At 31.7% G+C, this 26,309-nt stretch carries 27 protein-coding genes and 1 pseudogene; 16 read left to right on the top strand and 12 right to left on the bottom strand.

The annotated features are described in order from the left end of the window. Nucleotides 1–21: 21 nt before the first annotated feature. The 11 genes from rplM to FOC43_RS00280 all read left to right on the top strand — a co-directional run bounded on the left by rplM (nt 22) and on the right by FOC43_RS00280 (nt 11,891). Nucleotides 22–447: a 50S ribosomal protein L13 gene (rplM, locus tag FOC43_RS00230; RefSeq protein WP_002779321.1), complete on the top strand. Its 426-nt coding sequence runs from the start codon at nt 22–24 to the stop codon at nt 445–447. A gap of 2 nt (nt 448–449) precedes the next feature. After that, nucleotides 450–839, top strand: a complete 390-nt coding sequence (gene rpsI, locus FOC43_RS00235) for a 30S ribosomal protein S9 (protein ID WP_002779320.1) — start codon at nt 450–452, stop codon at nt 837–839. 121 nt (nt 840–960) lie between these two features. Continuing rightward, complete coding sequence (gene cadF / locus FOC43_RS00240) at nt 961–1,959, top strand: fibronectin-binding outer membrane protein CadF (RefSeq protein ID WP_004284323.1); 999 nt, start codon at nt 961–963, stop codon at nt 1,957–1,959. Beyond that, nucleotides 1,959–2,597 (top strand): HAD family hydrolase, encoded by a 639-nt coding sequence (locus FOC43_RS00245; RefSeq protein WP_002784063.1) that lies wholly within the window; start codon nt 1,959–1,961, stop codon nt 2,595–2,597. Before cadF ends, FOC43_RS00245 begins: the two co-directional genes overlap by 1 nt. 103 nt (nt 2,598–2,700) lie before the next feature. After that, nucleotides 2,701–6,261 (top strand): pyruvate:ferredoxin (flavodoxin) oxidoreductase, encoded by a 3,561-nt coding sequence (gene nifJ / locus FOC43_RS00250; RefSeq protein WP_002779317.1) that lies wholly within the window; start codon nt 2,701–2,703, stop codon nt 6,259–6,261. A 23-nt stretch (nt 6,262–6,284) separates the two neighbouring features. Beyond that, the gene (locus FOC43_RS00255; protein ID WP_002779316.1) at nt 6,285–6,596 is read left to right on the top strand and encodes a hypothetical protein; all 312 of its coding nucleotides are present in this window, start codon (nt 6,285–6,287) and stop codon (nt 6,594–6,596) included. Continuing rightward, entirely contained in the window at nt 6,574–7,992 is a 1,419-nt protein-coding gene (gene mshL, locus FOC43_RS00260; protein WP_002779315.1) for a pilus (MSHA type) biogenesis protein MshL, read from the top strand. Before FOC43_RS00255 ends, mshL begins: the two co-directional genes overlap by 23 nt. Next, nucleotides 7,985–8,581, top strand: coding sequence for an nSTAND3 domain-containing NTPase (locus FOC43_RS00265; protein ID WP_002779314.1), 597 nt, complete (start codon nt 7,985–7,987; stop codon nt 8,579–8,581). The genes mshL and FOC43_RS00265 overlap by 8 nt, the downstream gene beginning before the upstream one ends. After that, nucleotides 8,578–9,174 (top strand): CDC27 family protein, encoded by a 597-nt coding sequence (locus FOC43_RS00270; RefSeq protein WP_002779313.1) that lies wholly within the window; start codon nt 8,578–8,580, stop codon nt 9,172–9,174. The genes FOC43_RS00265 and FOC43_RS00270 overlap by 4 nt, the downstream gene beginning before the upstream one ends. After that, on the top strand, nt 9,167–10,729 hold the full coding sequence (locus FOC43_RS00275; protein WP_002779312.1) for a GspE/PulE family protein: 1,563 nt from the start codon (nt 9,167–9,169) through the stop codon (nt 10,727–10,729). The genes FOC43_RS00270 and FOC43_RS00275 overlap by 8 nt, the downstream gene beginning before the upstream one ends. Further along, the gene (locus FOC43_RS00280) at nt 10,716–11,891 is read left to right on the top strand and encodes a type II secretion system F family protein (protein WP_002781160.1); all 1,176 of its coding nucleotides are present in this window, start codon (nt 10,716–10,718) and stop codon (nt 11,889–11,891) included. Before FOC43_RS00275 ends, FOC43_RS00280 begins: the two co-directional genes overlap by 14 nt. On the opposite strand, the gene FOC43_RS00285 is transcribed toward FOC43_RS00280, so the two are convergent. The 10 genes from FOC43_RS00285 to FOC43_RS00330 all read right to left on the bottom strand — a co-directional run bounded on the left by FOC43_RS00285 (nt 11,888) and on the right by FOC43_RS00330 (nt 19,593). Continuing rightward, a complete protein-coding gene (locus tag FOC43_RS00285) occupies nt 11,888–12,652 on the bottom strand; it encodes a TSUP family transporter (protein WP_002781157.1) in 765 nt (254 codons plus the stop codon). The two genes, FOC43_RS00280 and FOC43_RS00285, sit on opposite strands and share 4 nt — an antisense overlap. 2 nt (nt 12,653–12,654) lie before the next feature. After that, the gene (locus FOC43_RS00290; protein WP_002781156.1) at nt 12,655–13,419 is read right to left on the bottom strand and encodes a TIGR02757 family protein; all 765 of its coding nucleotides are present in this window, start codon (nt 13,417–13,419) and stop codon (nt 12,655–12,657) included. A 16-nt stretch (nt 13,420–13,435) separates the two neighbouring features. Next, nucleotides 13,436–15,262 carry a flagellar hook-associated protein FlgK gene (flgK, locus tag FOC43_RS00295; protein ID WP_002779264.1) on the bottom strand — a complete coding sequence of 609 codons (1,827 nt, stop codon included), beginning with the start codon at nt 15,260–15,262 and terminating at the stop codon, nt 13,436–13,438. 9 nt (nt 15,263–15,271) lie between these two features. Continuing rightward, entirely contained in the window at nt 15,272–15,706 is a 435-nt protein-coding gene (locus FOC43_RS00300) for a flagellar protein FlgN (protein ID WP_002779263.1), read from the bottom strand. 41 nt (nt 15,707–15,747) lie between these two features. Continuing rightward, the gene (gene flgM, locus FOC43_RS00305; RefSeq protein WP_002779262.1) at nt 15,748–15,945 is read right to left on the bottom strand and encodes a flagellar biosynthesis anti-sigma factor FlgM; all 198 of its coding nucleotides are present in this window, start codon (nt 15,943–15,945) and stop codon (nt 15,748–15,750) included. A gap of 62 nt (nt 15,946–16,007) precedes the next feature. Continuing rightward, nucleotides 16,008–16,349, bottom strand: a complete 342-nt coding sequence (locus FOC43_RS00310; protein ID WP_002784057.1) for a hypothetical protein — start codon at nt 16,347–16,349, stop codon at nt 16,008–16,010. After that, the gene (locus tag FOC43_RS00315) at nt 16,349–17,395 is read right to left on the bottom strand and encodes a flagellar basal body P-ring protein FlgI (protein ID WP_002779260.1); all 1,047 of its coding nucleotides are present in this window, start codon (nt 17,393–17,395) and stop codon (nt 16,349–16,351) included. Before FOC43_RS00315 ends, FOC43_RS00310 begins: the two co-directional genes overlap by 1 nt. 62 nt (nt 17,396–17,457) lie before the next feature. After that, nucleotides 17,458–18,147, bottom strand: coding sequence for an RsmD family RNA methyltransferase (locus FOC43_RS00320; RefSeq protein ID WP_002784053.1), 690 nt, complete (start codon nt 18,145–18,147; stop codon nt 17,458–17,460). Continuing rightward, nucleotides 18,140–18,523, bottom strand: coding sequence for a hypothetical protein (locus tag FOC43_RS00325; protein ID WP_002779258.1), 384 nt, complete (start codon nt 18,521–18,523; stop codon nt 18,140–18,142). Before FOC43_RS00325 ends, FOC43_RS00320 begins: the two co-directional genes overlap by 8 nt. Continuing rightward, on the bottom strand, nt 18,520–19,593 hold the full coding sequence (locus FOC43_RS00330) for an HdrB C-terminal domain-containing protein (RefSeq protein ID WP_002804868.1): 1,074 nt from the start codon (nt 19,591–19,593) through the stop codon (nt 18,520–18,522). The genes FOC43_RS00325 and FOC43_RS00330 overlap by 4 nt, the downstream gene beginning before the upstream one ends. A gap of 81 nt (nt 19,594–19,674) precedes the next feature. On the opposite strand from FOC43_RS00330, the gene FOC43_RS00335 reads away from it, so the two are divergent. The 3 genes and pseudogenes from FOC43_RS00335 to FOC43_RS09105 form a co-directional block, all read left to right on the top strand. Next, the gene (locus tag FOC43_RS00335; protein WP_002795351.1) at nt 19,675–20,496 is read left to right on the top strand and encodes a thiamine-phosphate kinase; all 822 of its coding nucleotides are present in this window, start codon (nt 19,675–19,677) and stop codon (nt 20,494–20,496) included. Next, entirely contained in the window at nt 20,465–21,583 is a 1,119-nt protein-coding gene (gene truD / locus FOC43_RS00340; protein WP_002795350.1) for a tRNA pseudouridine(13) synthase TruD, read from the top strand. Before FOC43_RS00335 ends, truD begins: the two co-directional genes overlap by 32 nt. Nucleotides 21,584–21,702: 119 nt before the next feature. After that, nucleotides 21,703–21,775, top strand: a pseudogene (locus FOC43_RS09105) (hypothetical protein); the annotation flags it as partial. A gap of 394 nt (nt 21,776–22,169) precedes the next feature. Here the strand turns inward: FOC43_RS09105 and prfB are convergent. Beyond that, nucleotides 22,170–23,267 (bottom strand): peptide chain release factor 2, encoded by a 1,098-nt coding sequence (gene prfB, locus FOC43_RS00350; protein ID WP_002779247.1) that lies wholly within the window; start codon nt 23,265–23,267, stop codon nt 22,170–22,172. Between the two features lie 73 nt (nt 23,268–23,340). On the opposite strand from prfB, the gene rimO reads away from it, so the two are divergent. Both rimO and tilS read left to right on the top strand, forming a co-directional pair. Next, on the top strand, nt 23,341–24,660 hold the full coding sequence (gene rimO / locus FOC43_RS00355; RefSeq protein ID WP_002803305.1) for a 30S ribosomal protein S12 methylthiotransferase RimO: 1,320 nt from the start codon (nt 23,341–23,343) through the stop codon (nt 24,658–24,660). Further along, a complete protein-coding gene (gene tilS / locus FOC43_RS00360; RefSeq protein ID WP_002788464.1) occupies nt 24,650–25,615 on the top strand; it encodes a tRNA lysidine(34) synthetase TilS in 966 nt (321 codons plus the stop codon). The genes rimO and tilS overlap by 11 nt, the downstream gene beginning before the upstream one ends. Here the strand turns inward: tilS and FOC43_RS00365 are convergent. After that, nucleotides 25,598–26,308 carry an EI24 domain-containing protein gene (locus FOC43_RS00365; protein WP_002788466.1) on the bottom strand — a complete coding sequence of 237 codons (711 nt, stop codon included), beginning with the start codon at nt 26,306–26,308 and terminating at the stop codon, nt 25,598–25,600. The genes tilS and FOC43_RS00365 overlap by 18 nt on opposite strands. Between the last annotated feature and the right edge of the window lies 1 nt (nt 26,309).

Genomic DNA, 26,309 nt, shown 5'->3' on the forward strand with positions numbered 1-26,309 from the left:
TTTTTGGCAAAGGTAAAAATTATGACAAAGATAACAAAGCCAAACGAAGTTAAACGAGAATGGATTGTTTTAGACGCAGAAGGCAAACGCTTTGGTCGTCTTTTAACTGAAGTAGCAACAATTTTAAGAGGTAAAAACAAACCTTGCTTTACTCCTAATGTTGATTGTGGTGATTATGTGATTATCATCAATGCTTCAAAAGCTGTATTTACAGGTGCAAATAAAGCAGAAGATAAGCTTTATCACAGACATTCAGGATATTTTGGAAGCGTAAAAAGCGAAAAATTCGGAGATTTACTTGAAAAAAATCCTGCAAAATTATATAAATTAGCAGTTAGAGGTATGCTTCCTAAAACAAATTTGGGTAGAGCGATGCTTAAAAAATTAAAAATTTATGCGGGTAGTGAGCACCCACACACTGCGCAAATTGCTAAAGAAGGAAAATAATCATGGCAACAACATATGCAACAGGTAAAAGAAAAACTGCTATAGCAAAAGTATGGGTAAAACCAGGTAGCGGTAAAATCAGCGTTAATGGTATCGATTTAAATACTTGGCTTGGTGGACATGAAGCGATCAAGCTTAAAGTAGTTCAGCCTTTACTTGTAACTAAGCAAGAAACTTCAATGGATATCAAAGCAACGACTTTAGGTGGTGGTTATAGTGCTCAAGCAGAAGCTTTAAGACACGGAATTTCAAGAGCTTTAGCGGCTATGGATGCTGATTTTAGAGCTTTATTGAAACCTAAAGGACTTCTTACTAGAGATAGCAGAACTGTTGAGCGTAAAAAATATGGACGCCGCAAAGCAAGAAGAAGCCCACAATTCTCTAAACGTTAATCTTTGGCGGGATTTTCCCGCTTTTTATATTTTATCTCTATTTACTATTTATTTTTTTTATATTTTATGATATAATTGAACTTCGTACTACTTAAGTGAATTTATCTATGAAAGGCTTTTGATGAGAAAGTTATTGCTATGTTTAGGGTTGTCAAGCGTTTTATTTGGTGCAGATAACAATGTAAAATTTGAAATCACTCCTACTTTGAATTACAATTATTTTGAAGGTAATTTAGATATGGATAATCGCTATGCACCAGGGATTAGACTAGGGTATCATTTTGATGATTTTTGGCTTGATCAATTAGAACTAGGTTTAGAACATTACTCGGATGTAAAATATGCAAATTCTACTCTTACCACCGATATTACTAGAACTTATTTGAGTGCTATTAAAGGCATTGATTTAGGTGAGAAATTTTATTTTTATGGTTTAGCTGGTGGGGGATATGAGGATTTTTCTAAAGGCGCTTTTGATAATAAAAGTGGAGGATTTGGCCATTATGGAGCAGGTTTAAAATTTCGCCTTAGTGATTCTTTAGCTTTAAGACTTGAAACAAGAGATCAAATTTCTTTCCATGATGCAGATCATAGTTGGGTTTCAACTTTGGGCATTAGTTTTGGTTTTGGCGCTAAGCAAGAAAAAGTTGTAGTGGAGCAAACAAAAGAAGTAGTTAATAAACCTCAAGTTGTAACCCCTGCTCCAGCTCCTGTAGTCTCACAATCAAAATGTCCTGAAGAACCAAGAGAGGGTGCTTTGTTGGATGAGAATGGTTGCGAAAAAACAATTTATTTAGAGGGACATTTTGATTTTGATAAAGTAAATATCAACCCAGCCTTTGAAGAACAAATCAAAGAAATTGCTCAAATTTTAGATGAAAATGTAAGATATGATACTATTTTAGAGGGTCATACTGATAATATAGGTTCTAGATCATACAATCAAAAACTTTCAGAAAGACGCGCTAACAGCGTTGCAAAAGAGCTTGAAAAATTCGGTGTAGATAAAAGTCGTATCCAGACAGTTGGTTATGGTCAAGATAAGCCACGCTCAAGCAATGACACTAAAGAGGGTAGAGCAGATAATAGAAGAGTAGAGGCTAAATTTATTTTAAATTAATGAAAAAGACTATTTTATTTGACTTAGATGGCACTTTGATTGATTCTACTGATGCCATCTTAAATTCTTTCCAAGGAGCTTTTAAAATCCTTGGATTAACTCCAAAAAATAACGAAGAGATTAAAAATCTTATAGGCCATCCTTTAGAGCATATGTTTAAAATTCTTTACCATGAAAAAGCGCATTTGAGTCAAGAATTTGTTCTAGCTTATCGTGAAATTTATTCACAGATTTATTTAGAGCAGACTACTCTTTTGCCTAAGGCAAAAGAAGCTTTAGAATTAGCTTTTGAAATTGCGGACTTAGGTATAGTGACAACTAAGGGTGGAAAATTTACTCCCTTGTTGTTAGAGCATTTAGGAGTGAAAAAATTCTTTAAAACTTTAATAACACTTGAAGATGTAACAAATCCAAAGCCTCATGCAGAACCCATACTTTTAGCCTTAGAAAAAATGCAAAAAACTAAAGAAAATGCCTATATGATAGGCGATACGATCTTAGATATCCAAGCAGCAATGGCAGCAAATATTACCCCCTTAGCTTTAAGTTGTGGTTATGGAGATGAAGATGAGTTAAAACGCTATTCTATAGTATTTCCAAGTGCCTATAAATCGGTTTTATATATAAAAAATGATTAAACTAACTTCAAGTTTTTGTTAAACGCCTTTTAAGAGAATTTATAGTAAATTGATAGCTAAAAAATTATAAAAATTATCAATTAATAATAAAAGGAAGGTTTCTATGGGTAAAATTATGAAAACTATGGATGGAAATGAGGCCGCTGCATATGCTGCATACGCCTTTACTGAAGTAGCCGGTATTTATCCTATTACACCCAGCTCTCCTATGGCTGATTATACTGATATGTGGGCAGCTGCGGGTAAAAAAAATCTTTTTGGTGTTCCAGTAAAAATCGTTGAAATGCAAAGTGAGGCAGGTGCAGCAGGTACTGTGCATGGATCACTGCAAACAGGAGCTTTAACCACAACTTATACAGCTTCTCAAGGTTTATTACTAAAAATTCCAAATATGTATAAAATTGCAGGGCAATTACTCCCCTGTGTAATCCATGTGGCAGCGCGTTCTTTAGCAGCGCAAGCTTTATCTATCTTTGGTGATCATCAAGATATTTATGCTGCAAGACAAATTGGTTTTGCTATGCTTTGTTCGCATTCTGTGCAAGAAACTATGGATTTAGCTGGAGTTGCACATTTATGTGCGATTAAAGGAAGAGTGCCATTTTTGCATTTCTTTGATGGTTTTAGAACTTCGCATGAAATTCAAAAAGTTGAAGTAATGGATTATGAGCATTTTGATAGATTGTTAGATCGCAAAGCTTTGCTTGAATTTAGAAATAGTGCTTTAAATCCTGAAAACCCTAAAACACGCGGTACGGCACAAAATGATGATATTTATTTTCAAACAAGAGAAGTAAGCAATCGTTTTTATGATGCTTTACCAGATGTTGTAAATGAATATATGCAAGAAATTTCAAAAATCACAGGTAGAGAATATAAGCCATTTACTTATTATGGACACAAAGAACCTGAAAGAATTGTTATAGCTATGGGTTCTGTGACTCAAACCCTTGAAGAGGTTGTTGACCATCTTAATTCTAAGGGTGAAAAAGTAGGGATTGTAAAGGTTTATTTATATCGTCCTTTTAGTTTAAAATATTTCTTTGATGTTATGCCAAAATCTGTGAAAAAAATAGCTGTTTTAGATAGAACTAAAGAGCCAGGAAGTCTTGGAGAGCCTTTATATCTTGATATTAAATCAGCTTTCTATGGTAAAGAAAATGCTCCTATTATCGTAGGAGGAAGATATGGACTTTCTTCTAAAGATGTTGATCCTGCACAAATGATAGCGGTATTTGAAAATCTTAAACTTGATAATCCAAAAGATGGTTTTACAGTGGGTATTATCGATGATGTTACTCATACTTCTTTGCAAACAGGTGAAAAAATTTCACTAGGAGATGAAAGCGCTATAGAATGTTTATTTTATGGGCTAGGTGCAGATGGTACTGTGGGTGCTAATAAAAATTCTATTAAAATCATCGGAGATAAAACAGACTTTTATGCACAAGCGTATTTTGCTTATGATTCTAAAAAATCAGGGGGCTATACAAGAAGCCATTTAAGATTTTCTAAAAAACCAATCCGCTCAACCTATCTTGTTTCAACTCCACATTTCATCGCTTGTTCGGTAGCGGCTTATCTTGAAATTTATGATGTTTTAGCAGGAATCCGAAAAGGAGGAACTTTCCTTTTAAATAGTATTTGGAATGCTGAAGAAACTATAAGACAACTTCCAGATGCAGTTAAGAAGACTTTGGCTGAAAAAGAAGTGAATTTTTATATTATCAATGCTACAAAACTTGCTCGTGATATAGGACTTGGAAATCGCACAAATACTATTATGCAATCTGCCTTTTTCAAACTTGCAAAAATCATTCCTTATGAAGATGCTCAAAAATATATGAAAGAATTAGCTTATAAGTCTTATAGCAAAAAAGGCGATGCTATTGTAGAGATGAATTACAAAGCTATTGATGTAGGAGCAGATGGACTTGTAAAAGTAGAAGTTGATCCAAGTTGGAAAAATTTAGAAATCAAAGAAAAAGAACAAATCAATGCTTACAAGGGTACTGAATTTGTTGAAAAGATCGTTAAACCTATGAATGCAGCAAAAGGAGATGAATTACCTGTATCTACTTTCTTAGGTTATGAAGATGGAAGCTTTGAGCATGGAACGACCGAATACGAAAAACGCGGCGTTGGGGTAATGGTACCAAGATGGATAGAGGCTAATTGTATCCAATGTAATCAATGTGCTTCTGTATGTCCGCACGCGGTTATTAGACCATTTTTAATCAATGATGAAGAAATGGCTAAAGCTCCAAGAGGAGTAAAAGATCACGCTTTAGAAGCTAAGGGTACTAAAGGTGAAAAATTGAGCTTCAAAATTCAGGTTTCTCCACTTGATTGTACGGGCTGTGAGCTTTGTGTGCATGAGTGTCCTACTAAGGAAAAATCTTTGGTTATGGTTCCTCTTCAAGAAGAAATGGATTTTGGTGAGCAAGAAAATGCAGATTATTTATTTAAAGAAATTACTTACAAAGATGATATTTTAAATAAAGAAAGCACCAAAGGGGCTCAGTTTGCTCAACCTTTATTTGAATTCCATGGAGCATGTCCAGGTTGTGGTGAAACTCCTTATATTACTTTGATTACTAGATTATTTGGTGAAAGAATGATTATCGCTAATGCTACGGGATGTAGTTCGATTTATGGAGGTTCAGCTCCTTCTACTCCTTATAGAAAAAGCGTGAAAAATGGACATGGCCCTGCTTGGGGGAATTCATTGTTTGAAGATAATGCCGAATTTGGTTTGGGTATGAAAATTGCAACTGAAAATACAAGATATCGCATTGAAAATATTATGAATGAAAATATGCAAAAAGTACCTAATGCTTTAGCAGCATTGTTTAAAGAATGGATTGCTAATAAAGACAAAGGTGCAGAATCGGTAGAAATCAAAGATAAGATGATACCTATTTTAGAGCAAAATACTGATATTAAAGCTGTTCAGGATATTTTAAATTTAAAACATTTTTTAAGTAAAAAATCTCATTGGATTTTTGGTGGTGATGGCTGGGCTTATGATATAGGTTATGGCGGGCTTGATCATGTTTTAGCAAGCGGTGAAAATGTAAATATTTTAGTACTTGATACAGAAGTGTATTCTAATACAGGGGGCCAAAGTTCAAAATCTTCAAGAACAGGTGCAGTTGCGCAATTTGCCGCAGCAGGAAAACCTATACAGAAAAAAGATTTGGGTCAGATTGCTATGACTTATGGTTATATTTTTGTAGCACAAGTTAATTCTACGGCAAATTATAGCCATTTAATCAAAGCTATTATGGCAGCTGAAGCTTATGATGGTCCTTCTTTGATTATATGCTATTCTCCTTGTATCGCTCATGGTATCAAGGGTGGGCTTGGATATTCAGGCGAGCAAGGTGAACTTGCTACAAAATGCGGTTATTGGCCTCTTTATACTTTTGATCCAAGACTAGAAGAACAAGGCAAAAATCCTTTAACTATGGTAGGAAAAGAGCCTGATTGGGATCTTTATGAAAGCTTTTTAATGAATGAGGTGCGTTATAATTCTTTGAAAAAATCAAATCCAGAGCATGCAAAAGAATTATTTGAGCGCAATAAAAAAGATGCACAACGCCGTTATAGACAGCTTAAAAGAATTGCTATGGCTGATTTTAGCGATGAGGTTGAGAGCTGATAAAATATTTTTTAAGTATAACATTGTGCTTTTGCACTTTGTTATCATATGAGGATTTTGAAGAATATTTTAAGATTTTAAACACCAAGCAGAATGTAGAGCTTGGAAATCTTCAAAATCCATTCTTTAATCCTACTTTTGAAAAAATCAAAGACATAAAAATTATTGCTATTATGCTTGATAGAGTAAAGATTGATAATAAATGGTATAAAAAGGGTGATAAGATAGGGGAGGCCGTGATTACTGATATTACTACAAAAGAAATTATTTTAAGATATGATACTTTGGATTTTAAAATAGCGTTTAAAAACAATGATAAGATTAATATTTATTAAAATTCTATTTTTTACCAATCTTATTTATGCCATGGAATGCCAAAAACGCTTATTTGATATAAATATCAATGAAGATCTAAGCATAGAAGAAAGTCTAAAAGAACTTGCTAGTTATTGCTCTTTTAGCGTGGTAATTAAAGATACAATTGCTAAGGAAAAACTAAAAGCCATTCAAAGCAGTATCAATATCCACCAAATGAGTTTAGATGAAATTTTTAAACTTTTTATAGAAGAACAGGACCTAGCTTATAAATTTGATGGCAAGATTTTAAAAATTTCTGCTTTACAAACTAGAATTTTTAAAATCAACTATATTACTTCAGTTAGAGAAGGACAAAGCATAACCAAGGCTTCGGTGGATTCTAAGCCAAGGCAAAGTGAGTATTATAGCGCTTTTGAAGATAATGAAGATAATATGATTAAAAGTATGGAAAAATTTGACTTTTGGCAAAATATAGAAAAAGAGATTATGATTTTGCTTAGCTCCTCACATGAAAACTATGATATAAAAGCACCTATAGTCAATCCAAATGCTGGGCTTGTTATCGTTACTGGAACGCATTCTCAGCTTCAACGCGTAAAAGCTTATTTACAAAAGCTTGAAAGTCGTCTTAAAAAACAAGTTATTATAGATGTGAGTATACTTGCTGTAAATCTTAATAAAAATCATTCTAGTGGGATCAATTGGCAAAATTTCAATATAGGATTAAATTCTCAAACGAGCGATAATACAAATTCTTTTATGCAAATACAAAATGGTCAAGGTTTTGTTAAAAATTTGGGTTTAAGAGCGAATTTGAATTTTGATTCCATTGTCAATTTTTTATCTCAAAGTGGAAAAACCAGTGTTTTATCTAATCCTAAATTAATGGCTTTAAACAATCAACAAGCCATTATTTCCATAGGCGATACTGTGAATTATCAAGTAAAAGAAAGCTCTAAAGGTACTGAAAATGGCACAACTGTAAGTGAGAGTTATAGTAATTATTCTATTTTCATAGGAATTTTGCTTAATATTTTGCCCGAAATTTCTGATGATGGAAAAATCATGCTTAGGATCAATCCAAGTCTAAGCGACTTTAAATACCCAGAGGACAATAAAAGACAAAAAGAACCCCGCACTATCGCGCCTGATACAATTCAAAAAAAGCTTTCAAGTGTGGTGCAAGTAGAAAATAATCAAACTTTAATTTTGGGCGGACTTATCTCTCATAATCGCTCACAAAATGATAATTCTGTTAATTTTTTATCTAAAATTCCCATTTTGGGTTCTTTATTTAGAAGTGAAGATGAAAATTCCAATATCACAGAAATTGTTTTTATCATCACCCCAAGCATAGTAGACAATACACATATACCTAGTCTTAGGGAGTTAGGATTTAAATACAATGAATAATATAATTGCTTTTAGACAAGAATGTTTTGATCAAATCAATGCCTTATTAAAAAATAAAGCTTTGATTTTACTTTGGGGTAAAAGCGGTAGTGGGAAAAGTGTTTTATTGCAAAGACTTGCGCTATATCATAATGAAGATTTTACCAATGAAATTTTTACAGATGAAAAAGATTTTCATCATTTTATACAAGATAAAAAACGAAAAATTATCATACTAGATGAAGTGGGGATGTATAGTCCTAATGTATTAGAACTAATTCGGATTTATAGCGATGAAATGAGTTTTGTGCTTAGCTCGCATAAAAAAATCAATCTTTTTGAAGAGGAGTATTTTAAAAGTCGTTTTAGTGCTATTTTTTGGCTTCAAAAACCTGATATAAATGAATTAAGCAATTATATCAAAATGAAATTTAATCAAGACTTTCCCCAAAAATCTTTAAAATTTCTTATGAAAATTTATCAAGGAAATTTAAGGTATTTAGACAAGATACTTCAAAGTTTTTGCGAATTAAACACCTATTTAAACAATAAAAAAAGTCAAGATTATATTTTAAGACTAAGCGCATTAGAACAGGGATTTTTAAAATGAATATAGAAGAAAGAGTGCGCGAGCTTGAGGATAAATATAAAAGATATTTATTGAAAAAATATTTTAAGTTTTTATTTATCTTTGCCATTTTGATAGCATGCATGCTTATAAGCTTTTTTATGGTGCAAGATTTTTACAAACAAAAGGCCTTAGCTTTAGAAGCTTTAGAATATAAAAAAACACTCAATTGGCAAATTACACAAGCGCAAATTGCAAATGAAAAAAATAAAATTTTACAAGAAAGATTATCCAAAGATGAAAGCAAAGATGAGTTAGAAGAGGAGTTGAAAACTCAAATTGATATTTATTCTAAGATTTTAAATATAAGTGATTTAAAAAGGAGTTTTTACCAAAATCCAAGCTATCAAAAAGCCATGAATTTAGCTACTCAGTATTATGAAAACAAAGATTATGAAAAGTCTATTTTTTGGTCTTTAAAAGCCAATGACATCGATAGAAAAAATTCAGACTCATGGGTTTTATTTGCCAAGGCTAAACAAGCTTTAGGAAAAGATGAGGAGGCTAAGCAAGCTTTGGATACTTATGTAAGTTATTATGGCTTGATTGAATTTGATAAGGAGATAGATGATTGAGCGATTTTTATTTGAAGATTATATTAATGGTAAAATCACCCTTGAGCAAATTGATCGTGAGCATAAAATCGATAGTGAAATTTTTCTAAAAGCTTTGGCTAGTGATAAAAATATTTCTTATTCTACTTTAGAGGAACTTGATCTTAGTTTGGGTGAAAAATTTCCATGTAGTTTTCTTTTTAAATTTAAAATCTTGCCCATTTTAAGTAAAGAAAATACACTTCATATAGCAAGCTCCAAACCTTGTTCTTTAGAGCTTTTAGATGAGATTAGAATTTTTTATGAAGTTAAGAATATAGAAGTTTTGATCGCAAGCGAATTTAAGATTATGAAATTTTTATATAAACTTCAAGTTAGAGAAAAACTTAAAAATTTAAGCACCAATCTTAGATTAGAATGGAAAGAAAATAGAAGTCAAGATGAGCAAAGTTGTATCAGTCAAATTTTTGATTTTATACTCGATGAAATTCTTGAATTTAATCCTAGCGATATACATATAGAAGCAAGAGAAAATGATACTTTGATAAGATTTAGAGTAGATGGAATTTTACGCGAATTTGCTTGTCTTGAAAAAGATATTTATGAGGCTTTGGTTTTTCATATTAAATTTTTATCGCAGCTTAATGTTGCAGAATCAAGAAAGGCTCAAGATGGAAATTTTGAGCTTAAAATCAAAGAAAATAGATATGATTTTAGGATTTCATCTTTGCCTTTGCAAAATGGCGAAAGCATTGTGATAAGAATTTTAAAACACAACGAAGAAATTTTGGATTTAGAAAATTTAAATTTGGGCGAAAAAAATCTTACAATTCTAAAAAAAGCCCTATACAACCCTTATGGAATGATTTTACTAACAGGTCCTACAGGAAGTGGAAAAAGTACAAGTTTATATGCTTGTTTAAATGAGCTAAAAAGCATAGAAAAGAAAATAATTTCTGTGGAAGATCCTATAGAATATAAAATGCCTTTAATTCAGCAAATTTTGCTAAATCCAAAAGCAGGACTTGAATTTAATAATGCCCTAAGAGCCATTTTAAGACAAGATCCTGATATTATCATGGTAGGAGAAATCAGAGATGAGGAGAGCCTTGATATAGCGATTAAGGCTTCCTTAACGGGGCACTTGCTTTTAAGTACTTTGCATACAAATAATGCCATTTCTACCATAGATAGATTAATTGACATGAGTGCAAAGCCTTATTTGATCGCTTCTGCTTTAAGGCTTGTCATTGCCCAGCGTTTAGTGCGCAAGCTTTGTCCTAAATGCAAGCAAAAAAGCACTAAGGTTTATGAAATAAAAGGTGATTTTTTTGAAGCTAAAGGCTGCGAGTATTGTCATCATAGTGGATATCAAGGTAGAGAACTCATCAGTGAGTGTTTATATATCGATGAGGAAATAGCTCAAGTTATTAGAGAGGGTGGTTATAAAAATAAAATTCTAGAGCTTGCTAAAGTAAAGGGTTTTCAAAGTATGTTTGAGCAAGGTTTGCAAAAAGCAAAAGAGGGTATAACTAGCATAGATGAGCTTTTAAGGGTACTTAATGAAGCTTTATGAGCTCGAGATTAAAGGCAAAACAAAACAGACAAAGCATTTAAGGGCTAAAAATTTAAACGAAGCTCAAGCAAAAGCTATCGCTAAAAAATGGGAAATTTTAAATATCAAAGAGATACAAAAAGCAAGTTTTAAAAGATTAGATGATGCAAGATTTATCCTTTTCTTTCAAGAATTATCTTTGCTTTGCGAAGTAGGAATCAGCATAAAAGATGCTTTAAAGGAGCTTGATAAAATATATTCTCACAAGATGATTGCCAAGCTTTGCGATAATTTAAATTTAGGACAAAATTTAAGCCTTGCTTTTGAAAATGCAAATTTTGGACTTACTCATGCGGAATTAGCCCTTATTAAAACTTCCCAAAACACAGGAAAATTAAGTGAAATTTTCATGCAAATTTCAAGATTAAGACAAAATAATGTAGAAAATGAACAAAGAGTCAAAAAAGCTTTAAGATATCCTTTGATTGTTTTTTTAAGTGTGTGCGCGGCTTTTGTTTTACTCATGCTTTTTGTTGTGCCTAATTTTAAAGATTTATTTGAGGATTTAAATTTAGCCTTACCCTTTATAACCGAGCTTATAATTTATATTTATAATTTTTTGGATAAGTATATTTTGCTTGTGTTTTGTTTGATCGCACTTATTTTATTTCTTACTTTATTTTTGTATAGAAAATATTATTTCTTTTCATATTTTTGTGATAGCTTGCTTTTAAAACTTCCTTTGTTGTCTAAATTTATTATTTATCAGCAAAATTATTCTTTTTTTATGATTTTCTCTTTACTTTTAAAAAGCGGCATTTCTCTTTTGGAAGCTTTTAAATTAGCCACTTTGGCCTTAAATAATAAAAAGGTATTATTGTATTATCAAGAAATTAGAACATTTATGGATTCTGGCCTTGAAATAAGTCACGCCTTTAAAAAAGTAGATCTTTTTGATCCTTTGGTTTTTTCTATGTTGAGTATAGCTATGAAAAGTTCTAAGCTTGAGTTTTTGAGCGAGGAGATTGCGAAATATTATAAAAACAAAAGTGAAAATTTAATGGACAAGTTTTTAAGCTTTTTAGAACCTATAATGACTTTATGGGTTGCGATTTTAGTATTGTTTTTAGCACTTGGAATTTTTTTACCTATATGGGAACTTAGCTCAGGAGTAAATTTTTAAGAAAAATAATCCCAAGCAACCTTGATGATAGTAGCACCTACGACGATTAAAAACAAGGTTTTTATAAATTTGCCATTGGTTTTAAGTACTAATTTTGAACCAAGATAGGCCCCTAAAATTTGTCCTACACCCATAAGCAAACCTACTATCCATAAAAGTTCATATTGCCACAAAAAGATAAAAAGAGCAACGACATTGCTGGTGAAATTTAGAATTTTTGTATTAATACTTGCTTTTTTCATATTAAAACCCAGTAGCATTACGCAAGCAAAAATCCAAAATGAACCCGTCCCAGGCCCTAAAAAACCATCATAAAAACCCAAAGTTAAACCACAAATTAAATGAAAAAATTTGATATTTTTTATCTTTGCTTCACTCTCGTGTTTACCCAAACTAGGACGCAAAGCAGTGTATAAAAAAGTCAAAGTTAAGAAAATCAAAATGATAAGTTTTAAATGCTCATCTTTTACAAAAAGCACGCTGTAACTTCCTATGGCTGCGCCTAAGGCTGTGAAAAAAATACCATAAGCAAGATGAGGTAGGGTGGTTGATTTAAAATAAGTTAAAGTCGCTGTAAAAGAGCCAAAGACACTTTGGAGTTTATTGGTTGCCAAAGAAAGATGTGCAGGAATTCCACAGGCTATAAGCGCAGGAAGTGTGATAAGCCCACCTCCACCCACAATAGAATCAATAAATCCTGCAAAAAGAGCTACAAAAAACAATACAAAATAATAAATCGTATCTAGATGTTCAAAGCCCATTTTTACTCCTTTAGTTTGCTAAGTTCTTTATTTTGCCCCAAACGATAAAGCGCAAAGTCATATTTTATAGGATCATTTGCATCCAATCTTTTTAAATTATGCGTGAGTTCTAAAACGCTTTTATAGTCGTATATTTTACGCTTTAGAAGACCTAAAGTCAAGGAAATTTTATGTGTATGTGTATCAAGAGGGATTAAAAGATCTTTGGTGTGAATTTTGGTAAAAAGTCCAAGATCAAGCTCATCTTTTCTAACCATCCATCTTAGATACATATTATAACGCTTAAGAGGTGAAGTAGGGGTATTTTGCCAAATTTTACCAAAGAAAAAATCATAACCATAACTCGAATACGAATTTAAAGTCTTGATTTTTTGCAAAAAAGCTAGGATTGCATCGGTGGTATTTTCTCTTTTTTGATAGGCTGTACTAAAAAGTTCATGGAGTGAAATTTCATTTTTAAGCCTTGCAAAAGTGAGAAAAATTTCTTGTATATCCTTTTCATTTTGAAAGCGATATTTTAAATTTTTAAGTTCTTTTTGAATTTGTTTTTGACTTAAATCAAGCAAAGAAAAATCAAGTTTTTTTAAAAAATTGACTATATTTTTAGCATTCCCATAAGCAAATAAAGCACAAAGTAAAGCGATAAATTCATCATTATGAAATTTAGCAACTTGCAAAGGATCAGGACTTTCAAAAAGAGCTTTGTTGGTATTTTTTTCTTCGACCAAAGAATCAAGTTTGTTTTTAAGTGGAGTAAAATTTTTCACTAGATACCGCTAGAGCTTAGGATTTAAGCCCTAATAAGGTATCTAGCATTTGATCTACTGTGGTTACGATTTTTGCTGCAGCACCATAGCTTGATTGCCATTGTATGAGAGCGGCTAATTCTTCGTTGGTATTTACCCCGCTTTTAGATTGATATTCGCTATAAACGGAGTTATAAAGCGTTTGATTACTCGCATTTACAACATTATTGTTTTCACCATCAGAGCCTATTTTACCCGTAAGCTTGCGGTAATACTCTTCCATAGTAAGATTATCAATTGTTCCATCTTCATTGTAAAAATTCACTTTATCATATTGAAGTTGTATGATTTTATTTGCCATATCATTTCCACTATCAACACCGTTTAGGCTTGCTCTTACTGTGCTTGGATCATTTAAGATAGAATCTTTTACTTTGATATCGCTAGCATTAGTTCCGCTAAAAAATCCTCCTATGCTAAATGCACCGGCAAAATTGGTTCCCTTATCTTCTATGGCTACTTTAAAGCCTGATTTTGCATTGATTTGAAATAAACTATCCCCTGTTTTTGCATCATAGCTAAAACTTGCATTGATATGATCATCAACATCATCATTTGCATTATTGTTGCCATTATCATCTGTGTTAGCAGTGATTTGACGCATGATATCTTCCATAGTGGTATTTACATCAACGGTAATGGTTTTTGTAAGTTTTTTATCGCCCTTATCATCATAAATAACTATATCAAAACTTCCAGGCTGTATGGTTCTATCATAATTTACCAAAGGAATGTCCTCTGTAAGTCCTGGAAGATAATCAGAAGTTACTGAGCTTTTTGCTGAGCTTGCGTAAAGATTATTGGTTTCATTGATCATGGTTTTTGCAAAGGTATTTAAAGAATCCATATAGCCTTGAATGATTCCATCGCTATATTTTCCTTCGCTTTTGCTATAATTTCTTCCGCGTAAGTCAAGTTGAGCTCCAAGTTGTCCACCGTTAATTTTTGCAGTTAGATCGCGAACTTTTTCATCTGGAGTTTCATAATAAATGCTATAAGCTTTATTTTTATCATCATAATCAAGTTTTAAAGGATGAAAATTAACACCATCTACTATACTAAAACCTTCTATGCTGAGATTGTATTGATGTCCTGGATCAGTGATGGTTGTATCAAGGCGATTGTCTTGATTGATTTCATTTTTGCTTGCAACTGCACTAACTAGCTTTGAAAGAGTAAGCTCAAGTTCATCTCTTCTATCCCTAAGTTCATTTGCGTGTTCTGTTGGTAAGGCTTCTTGTCCATAAATTTGTTTATTTATAGTAGCAATTTCTTCGCCAATTCTATTAATCTCATCAACTGTATTTTTAATATCATCATTTACTTTTTTTTGGATTTTATCTAAGGTAGCAAAGGTATTATTTACACTTTCTGTCAAGGTTTGAGAAGCTTTTACAAGGGCTATTTTGGTGGCATTTTCATTTGGATTTGAAGCAAAGTCATTCCATGCTTTATTGTAATTTTCTAAATCTTGCAAAATTCCAGTATTTTGTAAGTCGGGAAAACGCTGCGCAATTTCTTGTAAAGTGGAAGCCATATATTTAGTATATTCTAGTTGAGTAGATGCACCTTTTAATTTATAGTAAGAATACTCATCATGCAAACGCACTATACTTTCTACAGTAGTTCCTGTACCTACTTGAACTCCACCTGTTGTAATATATCCATTTGTAGTTTGCACCACTCTTTGGCGTGTATAAAAAGTTGCATTAGCATTTGAGATATTATTTCCAGTTGTTGCGATTTGAACTTCGCTTGCCTTTAAGCCTGTAACACCTGTGTATAATGTTCCAAAAATACCCATTATAAATCCTTATACATTGATCTTGAAAATTGACTCTGGATTTGTCTTTTTATCTCCATAAGCATTATTTGTTCCATCATTGATATCAAACATTTTATTTACTAAGCCATCAAGAAAATCTTTGACAATAAGAACAAATTTAGCATACTCTTTGTTTTTACTATGAAGGTTTTGAAGATTTTTTTTAAGTAGATCTAGTTTTTGTTTATCTTCATCATCTAAGAGTTCACTAAGCCCTTTTGTAGAGCTATTATTTAGCTCAACCAAGGCAACATCAAGTTGTTTTTTAGCTGTAATAAATTCGGCGATAAGTTTGTTTTTTTCTTCTACACTTGGCGTTACACTCTCATGTTTAGCCACTTTGATATTTTCTATATCTTCTTCGGTTAAAGCAATAAGTTTTGCTAAGATAGCATTTACTTCATCAAGTCTTTGTTTAAGCATAGTTTCTCCTTTTCTCTCTCAAAAAAAGGAGAATGAAAGTTTTAGATTAAAGAGTCAGCAATCGCAGCAGCCGTAGCTTTTGTATCGATTTTATAAGTACCGTTTTTAATCTGCTCTGCGATTTTACTCGCTTTATCATTTTCCGTTTTTTGAGTATCGTTTGTTTTAGTTTCTTTATCTATTCTATTTGTATTTAATGCGGTATTTGCCACATAACTTTGTTGTATAGGATTGATCATTTCTGCCTCCTTGATCTTAGTTATAATCCTCTACAAACCATATCGACCTAAATTTAAAAAACTTAACCCCTTTCTTTTAAAAAATCGTATAATAATTTTGAAAAACCCATACCTCCACTTAAAGCTTTACTCATGGTATCATTATACATGGAAGAGTATATTTCATCGCTGGCATCTTTTCCAAAGAGTGAATTTTGACTTTTTAAAGATACATCTAAAACTTGCTTTAAAAAAAATGCCTCAAAAGCATCCGTTTGTTCTTTTAAGGCTTCATCTTCTTTGCTCTTTGTAACTATATCATTGTCATTTATTTTGATGCTTGATTCTAAACTTCTTGCTTTGGCTGCACGATCAAGTAAAGCGCTATTCATACTATAAGTATTTAAAAAATTATCCACTTTCATTAGATGATCTCCAAATCCGCGTTAATTGCACCTGCGCGCTTTAAATTTTCCATGATAGCAATGATATCATTTGGCGTTGCTCCAAGTTTGTTTAGCATTCTAGCAATGTTTGCAACTGTGCTTTTAGCATTGTTGATTCTTAGGGTATTTGAATTAGGGTCTACAAAGCCACCATCTTTCATATCGATCTCATTTTGAGCTGCTGCTGCATTATTGTTTGGATCAATTTTTATGGTAATATCTTTATGGGTGATTAAAACAGGCTCAACCTCAATATCCACTCCTGCAATCACCGTTCCTGTTCTTTCATCGATAATTACCTTACTTTGAGGAGTATAAGCAATATCTTGCTCTAAAACTCTTGCCATAAAATCAACATTAGAAAGATCTTCAGGTTTTTTAAGTTTTACCGTACGAGAATCAATAGCTCTAGCCACATCTTCTTCAAATATAGTATTTAAAATTCTTTCTATATCGCTTGCTGTTTTAAAATCTGCTACTTTTAAGCTTAGGGTTAAATCACTATCTTGGCTAAAATTTTGCGGAATTTCTCTTTCTACATTAGCACCACCCATCACAGTAGCAGCAGTAGAGTGAGAGCCTGCTCCTCCTGGTCTAGCAGTTAATCCTCCTGTTGAGATAGAACCTTGTGCAATAGCATAAATTTCCCCATCGATTCCACGAAGTGCGGTAAGCAAGAGTGTTCCACCTTGCAAAGATTTTGCATCGCCCATAGATGAAACTGTGATATCGAGCTTATCTCCACTTTTTGCAAAGGCTGGAAGTTTAGCTGTTACCATAACTGCTGCTGTGTTTTTTGATTTGATATCGTTAGGATCTACTTTGATATTCATACCCTGCAAAAGATTGGATATGGATTGTAGTGTAAATTTCGAGCTTGTTCCATCTCCGCTACCATTTAATCCTACAACAAGACCATAACCTATGAGCTGATTATCTCTTACGCCTACGGTATTGGCTATATCTTTTATTTGTGTTGCAAAAACACTTGTCATCAAAAGTAAAAAAAATATTAAAACCCTCATCGATTCTTCCTTTAATCTGATAGTTAGAATAAAAGAAGCAATAAGTGTTCCAAGATTAAAATTTATTCTTCTAGAATATTTTTTTGATAAAAACTAAGACTAGTTGATCCGAATTTTTTTTCTTTTATTTTGGTAAAATTTGCTATATTATCAGGAGTTTTGATTTTAGAATTATGTTCTAAAATGATACAAAATAAAGCATCTAATTTTAATTTTTCTAAAAAATTATAAATTTTTTCATAAATTCCACTAAAACCCTCCCTTATATCAAAAGGCGGATCAAGATATAAAATGATATCTTCTTTAGAATCTTCTATAAGTTTAGGCAGTATTTCAAAAGTATTAGCATGAATTACTTTTAAGTTTGTATCTATATTTTTAGCATTTTCTAAAGCGATTTTATAAGCGTTTAAATCAAGTTCTATAGCATAAGCTTTAAGAGCGTAATTGCTTAAAGCTTCAGCAGCCATTAAAGCACTTCCTCCAAAAGCTTCGATAAAAATTTTATTTCTTAAATCTGATCTTAAGACATCAAAAACACATTTTTTTACGATACTTTTAGTGCTTCTTGTGGTTTGAAGACTAGGTAAAAGCAGTTTTTTACCCTTATATATGCCACTTTCTATGCTTGTATATAATTTAGGCAAGGTTTTTTTGGTTTTTTCTTTTTTATTGGGCTGGGTAGAGTCGTTAAAATGGATATTTTTCTTACCTTGTAAAAAATCCTTAACGCTTATAAATTCATTATTCATACATTAAAGCTTTAACCAGTTTATCTTTAAGCTCGCTGATAGCAAGATCTATCTTGCTTTGATAGTCTCTTTTAAATTCACTTGCGATTTCATCTATCCTTGCTTCTAGCACTCTTCTTCTTTCATCGGCTAGTTTTTGAGCTGTTGCTTTTAGCGCGCTATCGAATTCATTTAAGGAATTCATGAGAGCTTCTTTGCTAAAAGGCAAACTTAAAAAGGGTGAATTTTTAGCGATGATAAATAAAGGCTTTTGAGTAGAGATTTTTTCATCGCTTATGATAAAATCGCAGTCCTTTTTCATCACTAAATGCTCTTTTAAAAAAAGCTCTAAGGCTTTTTCGATGATCAAATCTTTACATTCTAAAGAAATTTTCATATCAAACTTACTTTCAAGTCATGATTTTGCAAAGAAGGATTTTTAATGCCTTGGATTAAAGAAAGGAATTCAAAATAACTTAAAACATAAAAATCCTTAAATTCTCTTCCACTACTTTGCATAAGTTTTTTCGAGCAAGTATCAAACATATAAAAATCTTTTGCTTGATTTACCACCATAAAATCAGCACCACTATCGTAAGCATCAAGGATGATATTTGCTGCCATTTTATAGCTAAGTTCAGGGTTTAGTTGAAGTAGTGAAAATCCATTGTTTTTATCGCTATTTTCATAAGAGATAAAATGGGCTTTGATTTTTGATTTTATATCATCTTTGATTTTAAAACCATAACAAGCGATATTAAAATTATCAAAATCATATTTTACTTCACCAAGCTCTTTGATTTCATTATCAAAAGCATTGATTTTTGGTAAATCAAATTCTAAAGCAGCCTCATTGATAAGTTTTAAATCTATGATTTCTTTTTGTAAATTTTTGATAGTATTTTCTAAATCTTCATTTTTACTTGTAAGATGATAAAAGATGCCTTTTTGCGTATCGCAAATTGTCTTTAAAATTTTTATTTTTTTATCAGGATATTTTTCTATCATTTTTGAAGTCAGATAAAACACTGCATCGCCCATATATTCAGGTAAAAAGTCTAAAATTTCGCTTGAATAATACAAATAATCATATTTTTCATAAAGCTTTTTATCTTCCTCATTTGCAAATGGAGCAAGGTATTTAAATTTTTCTAAAAAATCATCTTTGTTGATAATGAGGTCTTTTACTGATCTTTTGGTGCTTAGTGGCTCTATGATGAGATTAAAATCGTATTTTTTCACCAAGATATCTAAAGGTGTATTTAATGGTAAAAATTCTTTATTGACTACGATATAGCTTTTATCATTTTTTTCAAAATCAAAATAAATATCATCATTTTGCACTTGCAAAAGTAAATCATAAAGAGTGGCAAAATTTTCATAATTATTATAAACATAGGGTTTATAATAAGCCTCATAATCTTTTTGTTTATCAAATCTAAAAATTCTAAGTTCTAAATTTTTCATGCTTTTTCCTTTTGATAAGTATTATATAAAATTTTTTTAAAATTCACTAGAATTTAAAAGGAAATTTTATAAAATCTTTTCATGAATAAGGAAGATTTTATAATCAAAGCTTTTTTAAATGAAAAAAACGGCGATGATGGAGCTATTATCGATAAATGGTGCTTGAGTAAGGATTTGTTTTTTGAAAATGTGCATTTTAAAAGAGAGTGGTTTAGCTTAGGGCAAATTGCTACAAAAGCAATGCTTGTAAATATTTCAGACGCTATTGTGATGAATGCTAAGCCAAAATACGCACTTTTAGGGCTTGCTTTGCCAAATAGCCTAGGTGAAGATGAGATTAAGGCCTTGCAAAAAGGTTTTTTAAAAACGGCTAAAAAATTTAATATCAAAATTATAGGCGGTGATACGATTAGTAATGATAAGATTGATATTAGCATTACTATCATTTCTAAAGTGAGAAATAAGGCTATTTTTAGAAAAGGACTAAAAAAAGGACATTTGCTTGCTTATACAGGGGTTTTGGGTAAAAGTTTAAGAGGGCTTGAAATTTTGCAAAATGGCGGCACTTTAAATTCAAATCATGTATTTATAAAGCCAAAATTAAGGCCTGATTTTTTTTATGAAATCGCCCCTTTTATATCTTGTGCTATGGATATTTCAGATGGTTTGAGTAAAGACTTATCAAGACTTTTGGCACAAAATAAATGCGGCATTTCTTGGTTTAAAAAACTTGATGATTATACGCTTTATAGTGGGGAAGAATATGAAATTTTGTTTGCTTTTGATGAAAAAGAGCGTCAAAATATAAAAACAATAGCCAAAAAACACGGCGTGAAATTAAATATTTTTGGAAAAGCAGTGAAAGGAAAATATGAATTTAGAGGAAGAGAACACCATTTTTAAGCCTTTGTATAGTTTAAAACACAGTCCTATTAATGCGTATTTTAGTAAAAATAGCGATGATTTTGTAGTGCGTGAAAGGCCTTTGTATGAATTGAGTGGCAAGGGCGAACATCTTATCTTGCATATCAATAAAAAAGATTTAAGCACTAATGAAGCTTTAAGAATTTTAAGCGAATTAAGCGGGGTTAAGATGCGTGATTTTGGCTATGCTGGACTTAAAGACAAGCAAGGCTCTACTTTTCAATATCTTTCTATGCCTAAAAAATTCGAGAGTTTTTTGGCTAATTTTTCTCATCCTAAGCTTAAAATTTTAGAAACTTTTATTCACGAAAATAAATTAAGAATAGGCCATTTAAAAGGAAATTCTTTTTTTATACGCTTAAAAAAAGTAATGCCAAGCGATGCTTTAAAATTAGAGCAGGCTTTGATAAATTTAGATAAACAGGGGTTTGCAAATTATTTTGGTTATCAACGCTTTGGAAAATTTGGGGACAATTACAAAGAAGGGCTTGAAATTTTACGTGGTAAAAAGATGAAAAATGTCAAAATGAAGGAGTTTTTAATCTCTGCTTTTCAAAGCGAGCTTTTTAATCGTTATTTGAGTAAAAGAGTGGAATTATCGCATTTTGCAAATGATTTTACCGAAAAAGAATTGGCACAAATTTATAGCATCTCCAAAGAAGAAGCTAAAGAACTTAAAAAACAAGAGCAGTTTTTTAAGCTTTTAAAAGGCGAGGTTTTGGGGCATTATCCTTTTGGAAAATGCTTTTTATGCGAGGATTTAAGTGCTGAACTTGAACGTTTTAAGGCAAGAGATATCAGTGCTATGGGACTTTTAATCGGTGCTAAAGCTTATGAGGCTAGTCAAGGACTGGCTTTAAATTTGGAAAATGAAATTTTTAAAGACGCTTTGGAATTTAAAGCTAAAATGCAAGGCTCAAGACGCTTTATGTGGTCGTATTTAGAAGATGTTAAATGGCGTTATGATGAGCAAAAAGCCCATTTTTGCATGGAGTTTTTCTTGCAAAAAGGCTCTTACGCTACTGTAGTTTTAGAAGAAATTTTGCATAAAAATTTGTTTGAATGAAATGATTGCGAGTTAAATTTTAATGTGATTTTTACTTTAAAAATTTATTACAAAAATGATATTTAAATTTTAAATTTAGGTACAATTATATTAATTTAATTTTTAAAATAGGAGTAAAAATGAAAAAAATTTTAACAAGTGCTTTGGCTTTAGGAGCTATGACTTTGATTATAGGTTGTGGCGGTGATGATCGTTTTGTGGAAAATTTAATAAAAACGAATTAAATTCTTTTGTGGAAAAAGGTTTTGAGTTAATTAAAGCAAAAAACAATAATGCTAATATGGATTTTTATTCTCCAGAAACTTTAAAAAATTTCGATGAAAAAAGATACAAATATTTAAAATCAAAAGACTTCCGACTTTATGGCAGTGTTAAAGGTTATCAATATATGATATAGTGTCAATAAAGATAAGAGCGATAAAAGGGAATTTTGGGCTTTAATTTGCGAAGATAGCAAAGTGGAAAATTGCAAAATAGAAAATGCTACAGGGCGTGGAGTTTAAAATAAAACAAGCGGGAAAATCCCGCTATCTTTCTAATTCTTTTTATACCGACATTTTGCGGAAATTACTTATTTTTAAGCCTGTTACTCTGATTTTAAAGCAATCAAAACACCCTCTATCATTTTTTTGATATCCCCATCAAGGATATTATCTACTTGAGAAAAAGCTTCTCCACTGCGATTATCTTTAACTTGCTGATAAGGGAAAAGCACATAAGAGCGGATTTGATGCCCCCAGCCTATCTCACTTTTTTCACCTGCATTAGCACTATCTTGTTGTTTCATGAGTTCAAGCTCATAAAGGCGGGATTTTAGCATTTTAAAAGCGGTGGCTTTGTTTTTGTGTTGGCTTCTATCATTTTGACATTGCACGACTATACCGGTTGGAAAATGTGTGATTCTTACGGCTGATTCTGTTTTGTTGACATGTTGTCCACCCGCTCCACTTGCCCTATAATAATCTATTCTTATATCTTTTTCTTCGATTTCTATTTCTATATCATCATCAAGTTCAGGGCTTACCATAACGCTTGAAAAGCTTGTGTGGCGGCGTCCCGCGCTATCAAAAGGAGAGGTTCTTACTAAGCGGTGAATTCCATTTTCAGCTTTTAAATACCCATAAGCATTTTCACCCTTAACCAAAAAGCTCACATCTTTAAGTCCTGCTTCTTCGCCTTCTTGAAAGTCTAAAGTTTCGACTTTAAAACCTTCTCTTTCGCAAAATCTTAAATACATCCTATAAAGCATGCTTGCCCAGTCATTACTTTCCGTTCCACCCGCACCTGGGTGAATGGAAACAATGGCATTTTTACCATCATTTTCTCCGCTTAAAAGCATGGAAATTTCAAGACTTGTGATGGTATCTTCAAGTTTTGGCGCATCATTAAATAAAGCTTCAAGCGTTTCTGTATCGTTTTCGCTGTTGGCTAGATCGAAAAGTTCGCTTGCGTCATTTAGAGCATTGAAAGCATTTTCGTAGTTTTTTAGTAGATTGGTAATCTTGGTTTTTTCTTTGCCTATGATTCCTGCTTGCTTGACATCATTCCAAAAAGAAGGAGAATTTTCAAGCTCTTCGATCTCTTTAAGCCTTGTTTGGATGTTTTCAGGCTTGATGATAGAGGCTATGTTGCCGACTTTGTTTTTTAAAGTTTTTAAAAGTTCGCTAAATTCGTAATTATCCATAAAATTTCTTTGCTATAATTATATTTTTAAAATCAAAGATTATATCAAAATAAAACTTTAATATAGGAAAAAAATGTCAAAACTTTATCTTATGTCTTTAGGCTGTAATAAAAATTTAGTCGATAGTGAGATTATGCTAGGGCGTCTTAGCGCTTATGAGCTTTGCGATGAGCCAAGTAAAGCTGATGTTTTAATCGTAAATACCTGTGGCTTTATAGATAGTGCAAAAAAAGAAAGTATCAATGCGATTTTAGATTTGCATGAGCAAAGAAAAAAAGATTCGCTTTTGGTTGTGACGGGTTGTTTGATGCAGCGTTACCGCGAAGAGCTTATGAAAGAACTTCCTGAAGTTGATCTTTTTACTGGTGTGGGTGATTATGAAAGAATCGATGAAATGATACTTAAAAAAACCAATTTATTTTCAAATTCGACTTATTTGCAGGGTGAAAACTCCAAACGCATCATCACAGGTTCTAATTCGCATGCTTTTATAAAAATCGCTGAAGGTTGCAATCAAAAATGTTCTTTTTGTGCGATCCCAAGTTTTAAGGGTAAGTTAAAATCGCGTGAAATTTCTAGCATTATAGCCGAGCTTAAAGATTTGGTGGCTAGGGGTTATAAGGATTTTTCTTTTATCGCACAAGATACGAGTTCTTATTTGTTTGATAAGGGTGAAAAAGATGGGCTTATACGTTTGATTGATGAGGTAGAAAAGATCGAGGGTATTAAAGCGGCTAGAATTTTATATCTTTATCCTACAAGTGCGAGTGAGGCTTTGATCAAGCGCATTATAGCTTCTAAAATTTTTGTAAATTATTTTGATATGCCTTTGCAACACATTAGCGACAATATGCTTAAGATTATGAAACGCGGAGCAAATAGCACAAGACTTAAAGAAATGTTAAATTTGATGAAAAGTGCACCTGATAGCTTTTTGCGTACGGGTTTTATCGTAGGGCACCCAGGTGAAAGTGATGCGGATTTTGAGGAGTTTTGTGAATTTATCAAAGATTTTGGTTTTGATAGAGTGAGTGTTTTTGCGTATTCTAAAGAAGAAGATACAGCTGCTTTTGATATGGAGCAAGTGCCTTTTAAAGTGATCAATAAAAGGCTTAAAATCATAGAAAAAATTGTAGATGAAGTCATAGAAAAAAGTTTTGAAAAAGAAGTGGGAAAAAAGCGCTTAGTTGTTTGTACAGGTGAGAGTAGCGAGGGTGAGTTTTTTATCGCAGCTAAAGATTTAAGATGGGATAGAGAGATTGATGGAGAAATTCTTATCAATGAAAGCGAATGCGGGAATTTGGAAATGGGACAAATTTATGAATGCGAAATCATTCAAAATGTTGATAAAAAGCTCATAGCCAAGGCTTTAAGAAAAATAGATGCAAATTAAAGATGAAATTTTATCCTTGTTAAAAAAGGGTAGAAATTTACTCGCTTTTTCTTATGGAAGTGATTCTAGTGCACTTTTTCATTTTTTAGTGCAAAAAAAGATTGATTTTGATCTTGTGATGATTAATTATAAAACACGAAAAAATAGCGATTTAGAAGAGCAAAAAGCCAAGGAGCTTGCCTTGGAATTTCATAAAAAAATTTTTATAAAAAGTGCTCCTGTGATAAAGGGGAATTTTGAAAAAGAAGCTAGGGATTTTCGTTATGATTTCTTTGAAAAAATTTGTCTTGAGCAAAATTATAGCAATCTTATCTTAGCTCATCATCTCAATGATCAATTGGAGTGGTTTTTAATGCAGCTTTCTCGTGGGGCGGGTTTGGCTGAAATTTTAGGCATGCAAGAGTGTGAAAAGCGCTCAAATTATACACTTTTACGCCCTTTGCTTTTTATGAGTAAGGATGAAATTTTAAGTTATTTAAAAGAGAATGATATTTTTTATTTTCAAGATGAGAGTAATGAGAATGAAAAATATTTTAGAAATTATATAAGAAAAAATTTTTCCAATGCCTTTGTGAGTAAATTTCATCAAGGTTTAAAAAGAAGTTTTTTTTATCTTGATGAGGATAGAAAAAAACTCTATGATTTGGAGTCTATAAAAGAAATTCAAGGTCTTATGATTTGTCCTAAAAATGAAAGTTTGATTGCTAAGGCTGTAAAAATGAAAGGTTTGCTTTTAAGCGCAGCACAAAGAAAAGAGTTTTTGAAGGGCGATTGTGTTTTAGGTGGAAAAATAGGCATCGTGTATAAGGATGAAAAGGCTATCGTTTTTAAATATGAAACTTGTCAAAAATTGCCAAAAGAATTTAAAGAAGCTTGCAGAATCGCTAAAATACCAAGACTTTTAAGAGCTTATTTATACAATCACAAAATCGATATTTCATCCCTTAACTTCTAATTTTAAAATTCTTTGATAAGCTAAATGTGTTAAAAAAATCACAAAAAATACTTGCAAAAAAATTCCTAAAAGCGGGATAGATGAGAGCAAGTAAAAACATAAAGTGCTGAATTTAAATTCAAAGGTAGATGCTTGAGCGTTAAAAATTTTAAAATTTTCTTTATCTAAAACCGAACTTGTTATATCAAGCATTAAAAGCTTGTGAAAAAGATAATAAAAAGCAAGATAATACACAAAAAGATTGATAAAAGGCAAAAACAAAGCCAAGGTGCAAAGTAAAAAAATTCCTATAAATTTTAAAAATATTTTGAAAATTTCAAAAATTATATACATATTTGAGATGTTTTGTACTTCGTGATGATAGTATTTGTTATTGATTTGTTTTACAATGAGAGGAGTAAGAAAAGAGGTGATAAAAAGGGCTAGGAAAACTGAAGCAAAAATTATAACAAAGCCCGAAAATAAAACACTTATAAGCGTAATTAAAATTTGAACAAAATGAAGAGCGTAAAACCATGCCCAAAACGAGTCTTCTCCAACACTAAATAAAGAATTAAAATAATCAAGCAAAAAAGAAAAACCAAAAATTGCCAAAAATATCATCAAAATAAAACTAAAAGTAAGTGGAATTAAGGCAAATTTCAAAAATTGAAGTGTGAAAAAATCCTTAATAGCAAGTCTTAAAATTTTCAAA

The organism is Campylobacter coli, from assembly GCF_009730395.1.
In the GTDB taxonomy this organism is placed as follows: domain Bacteria; phylum Campylobacterota; class Campylobacteria; order Campylobacterales; family Campylobacteraceae; genus Campylobacter_D; species Campylobacter_D coli.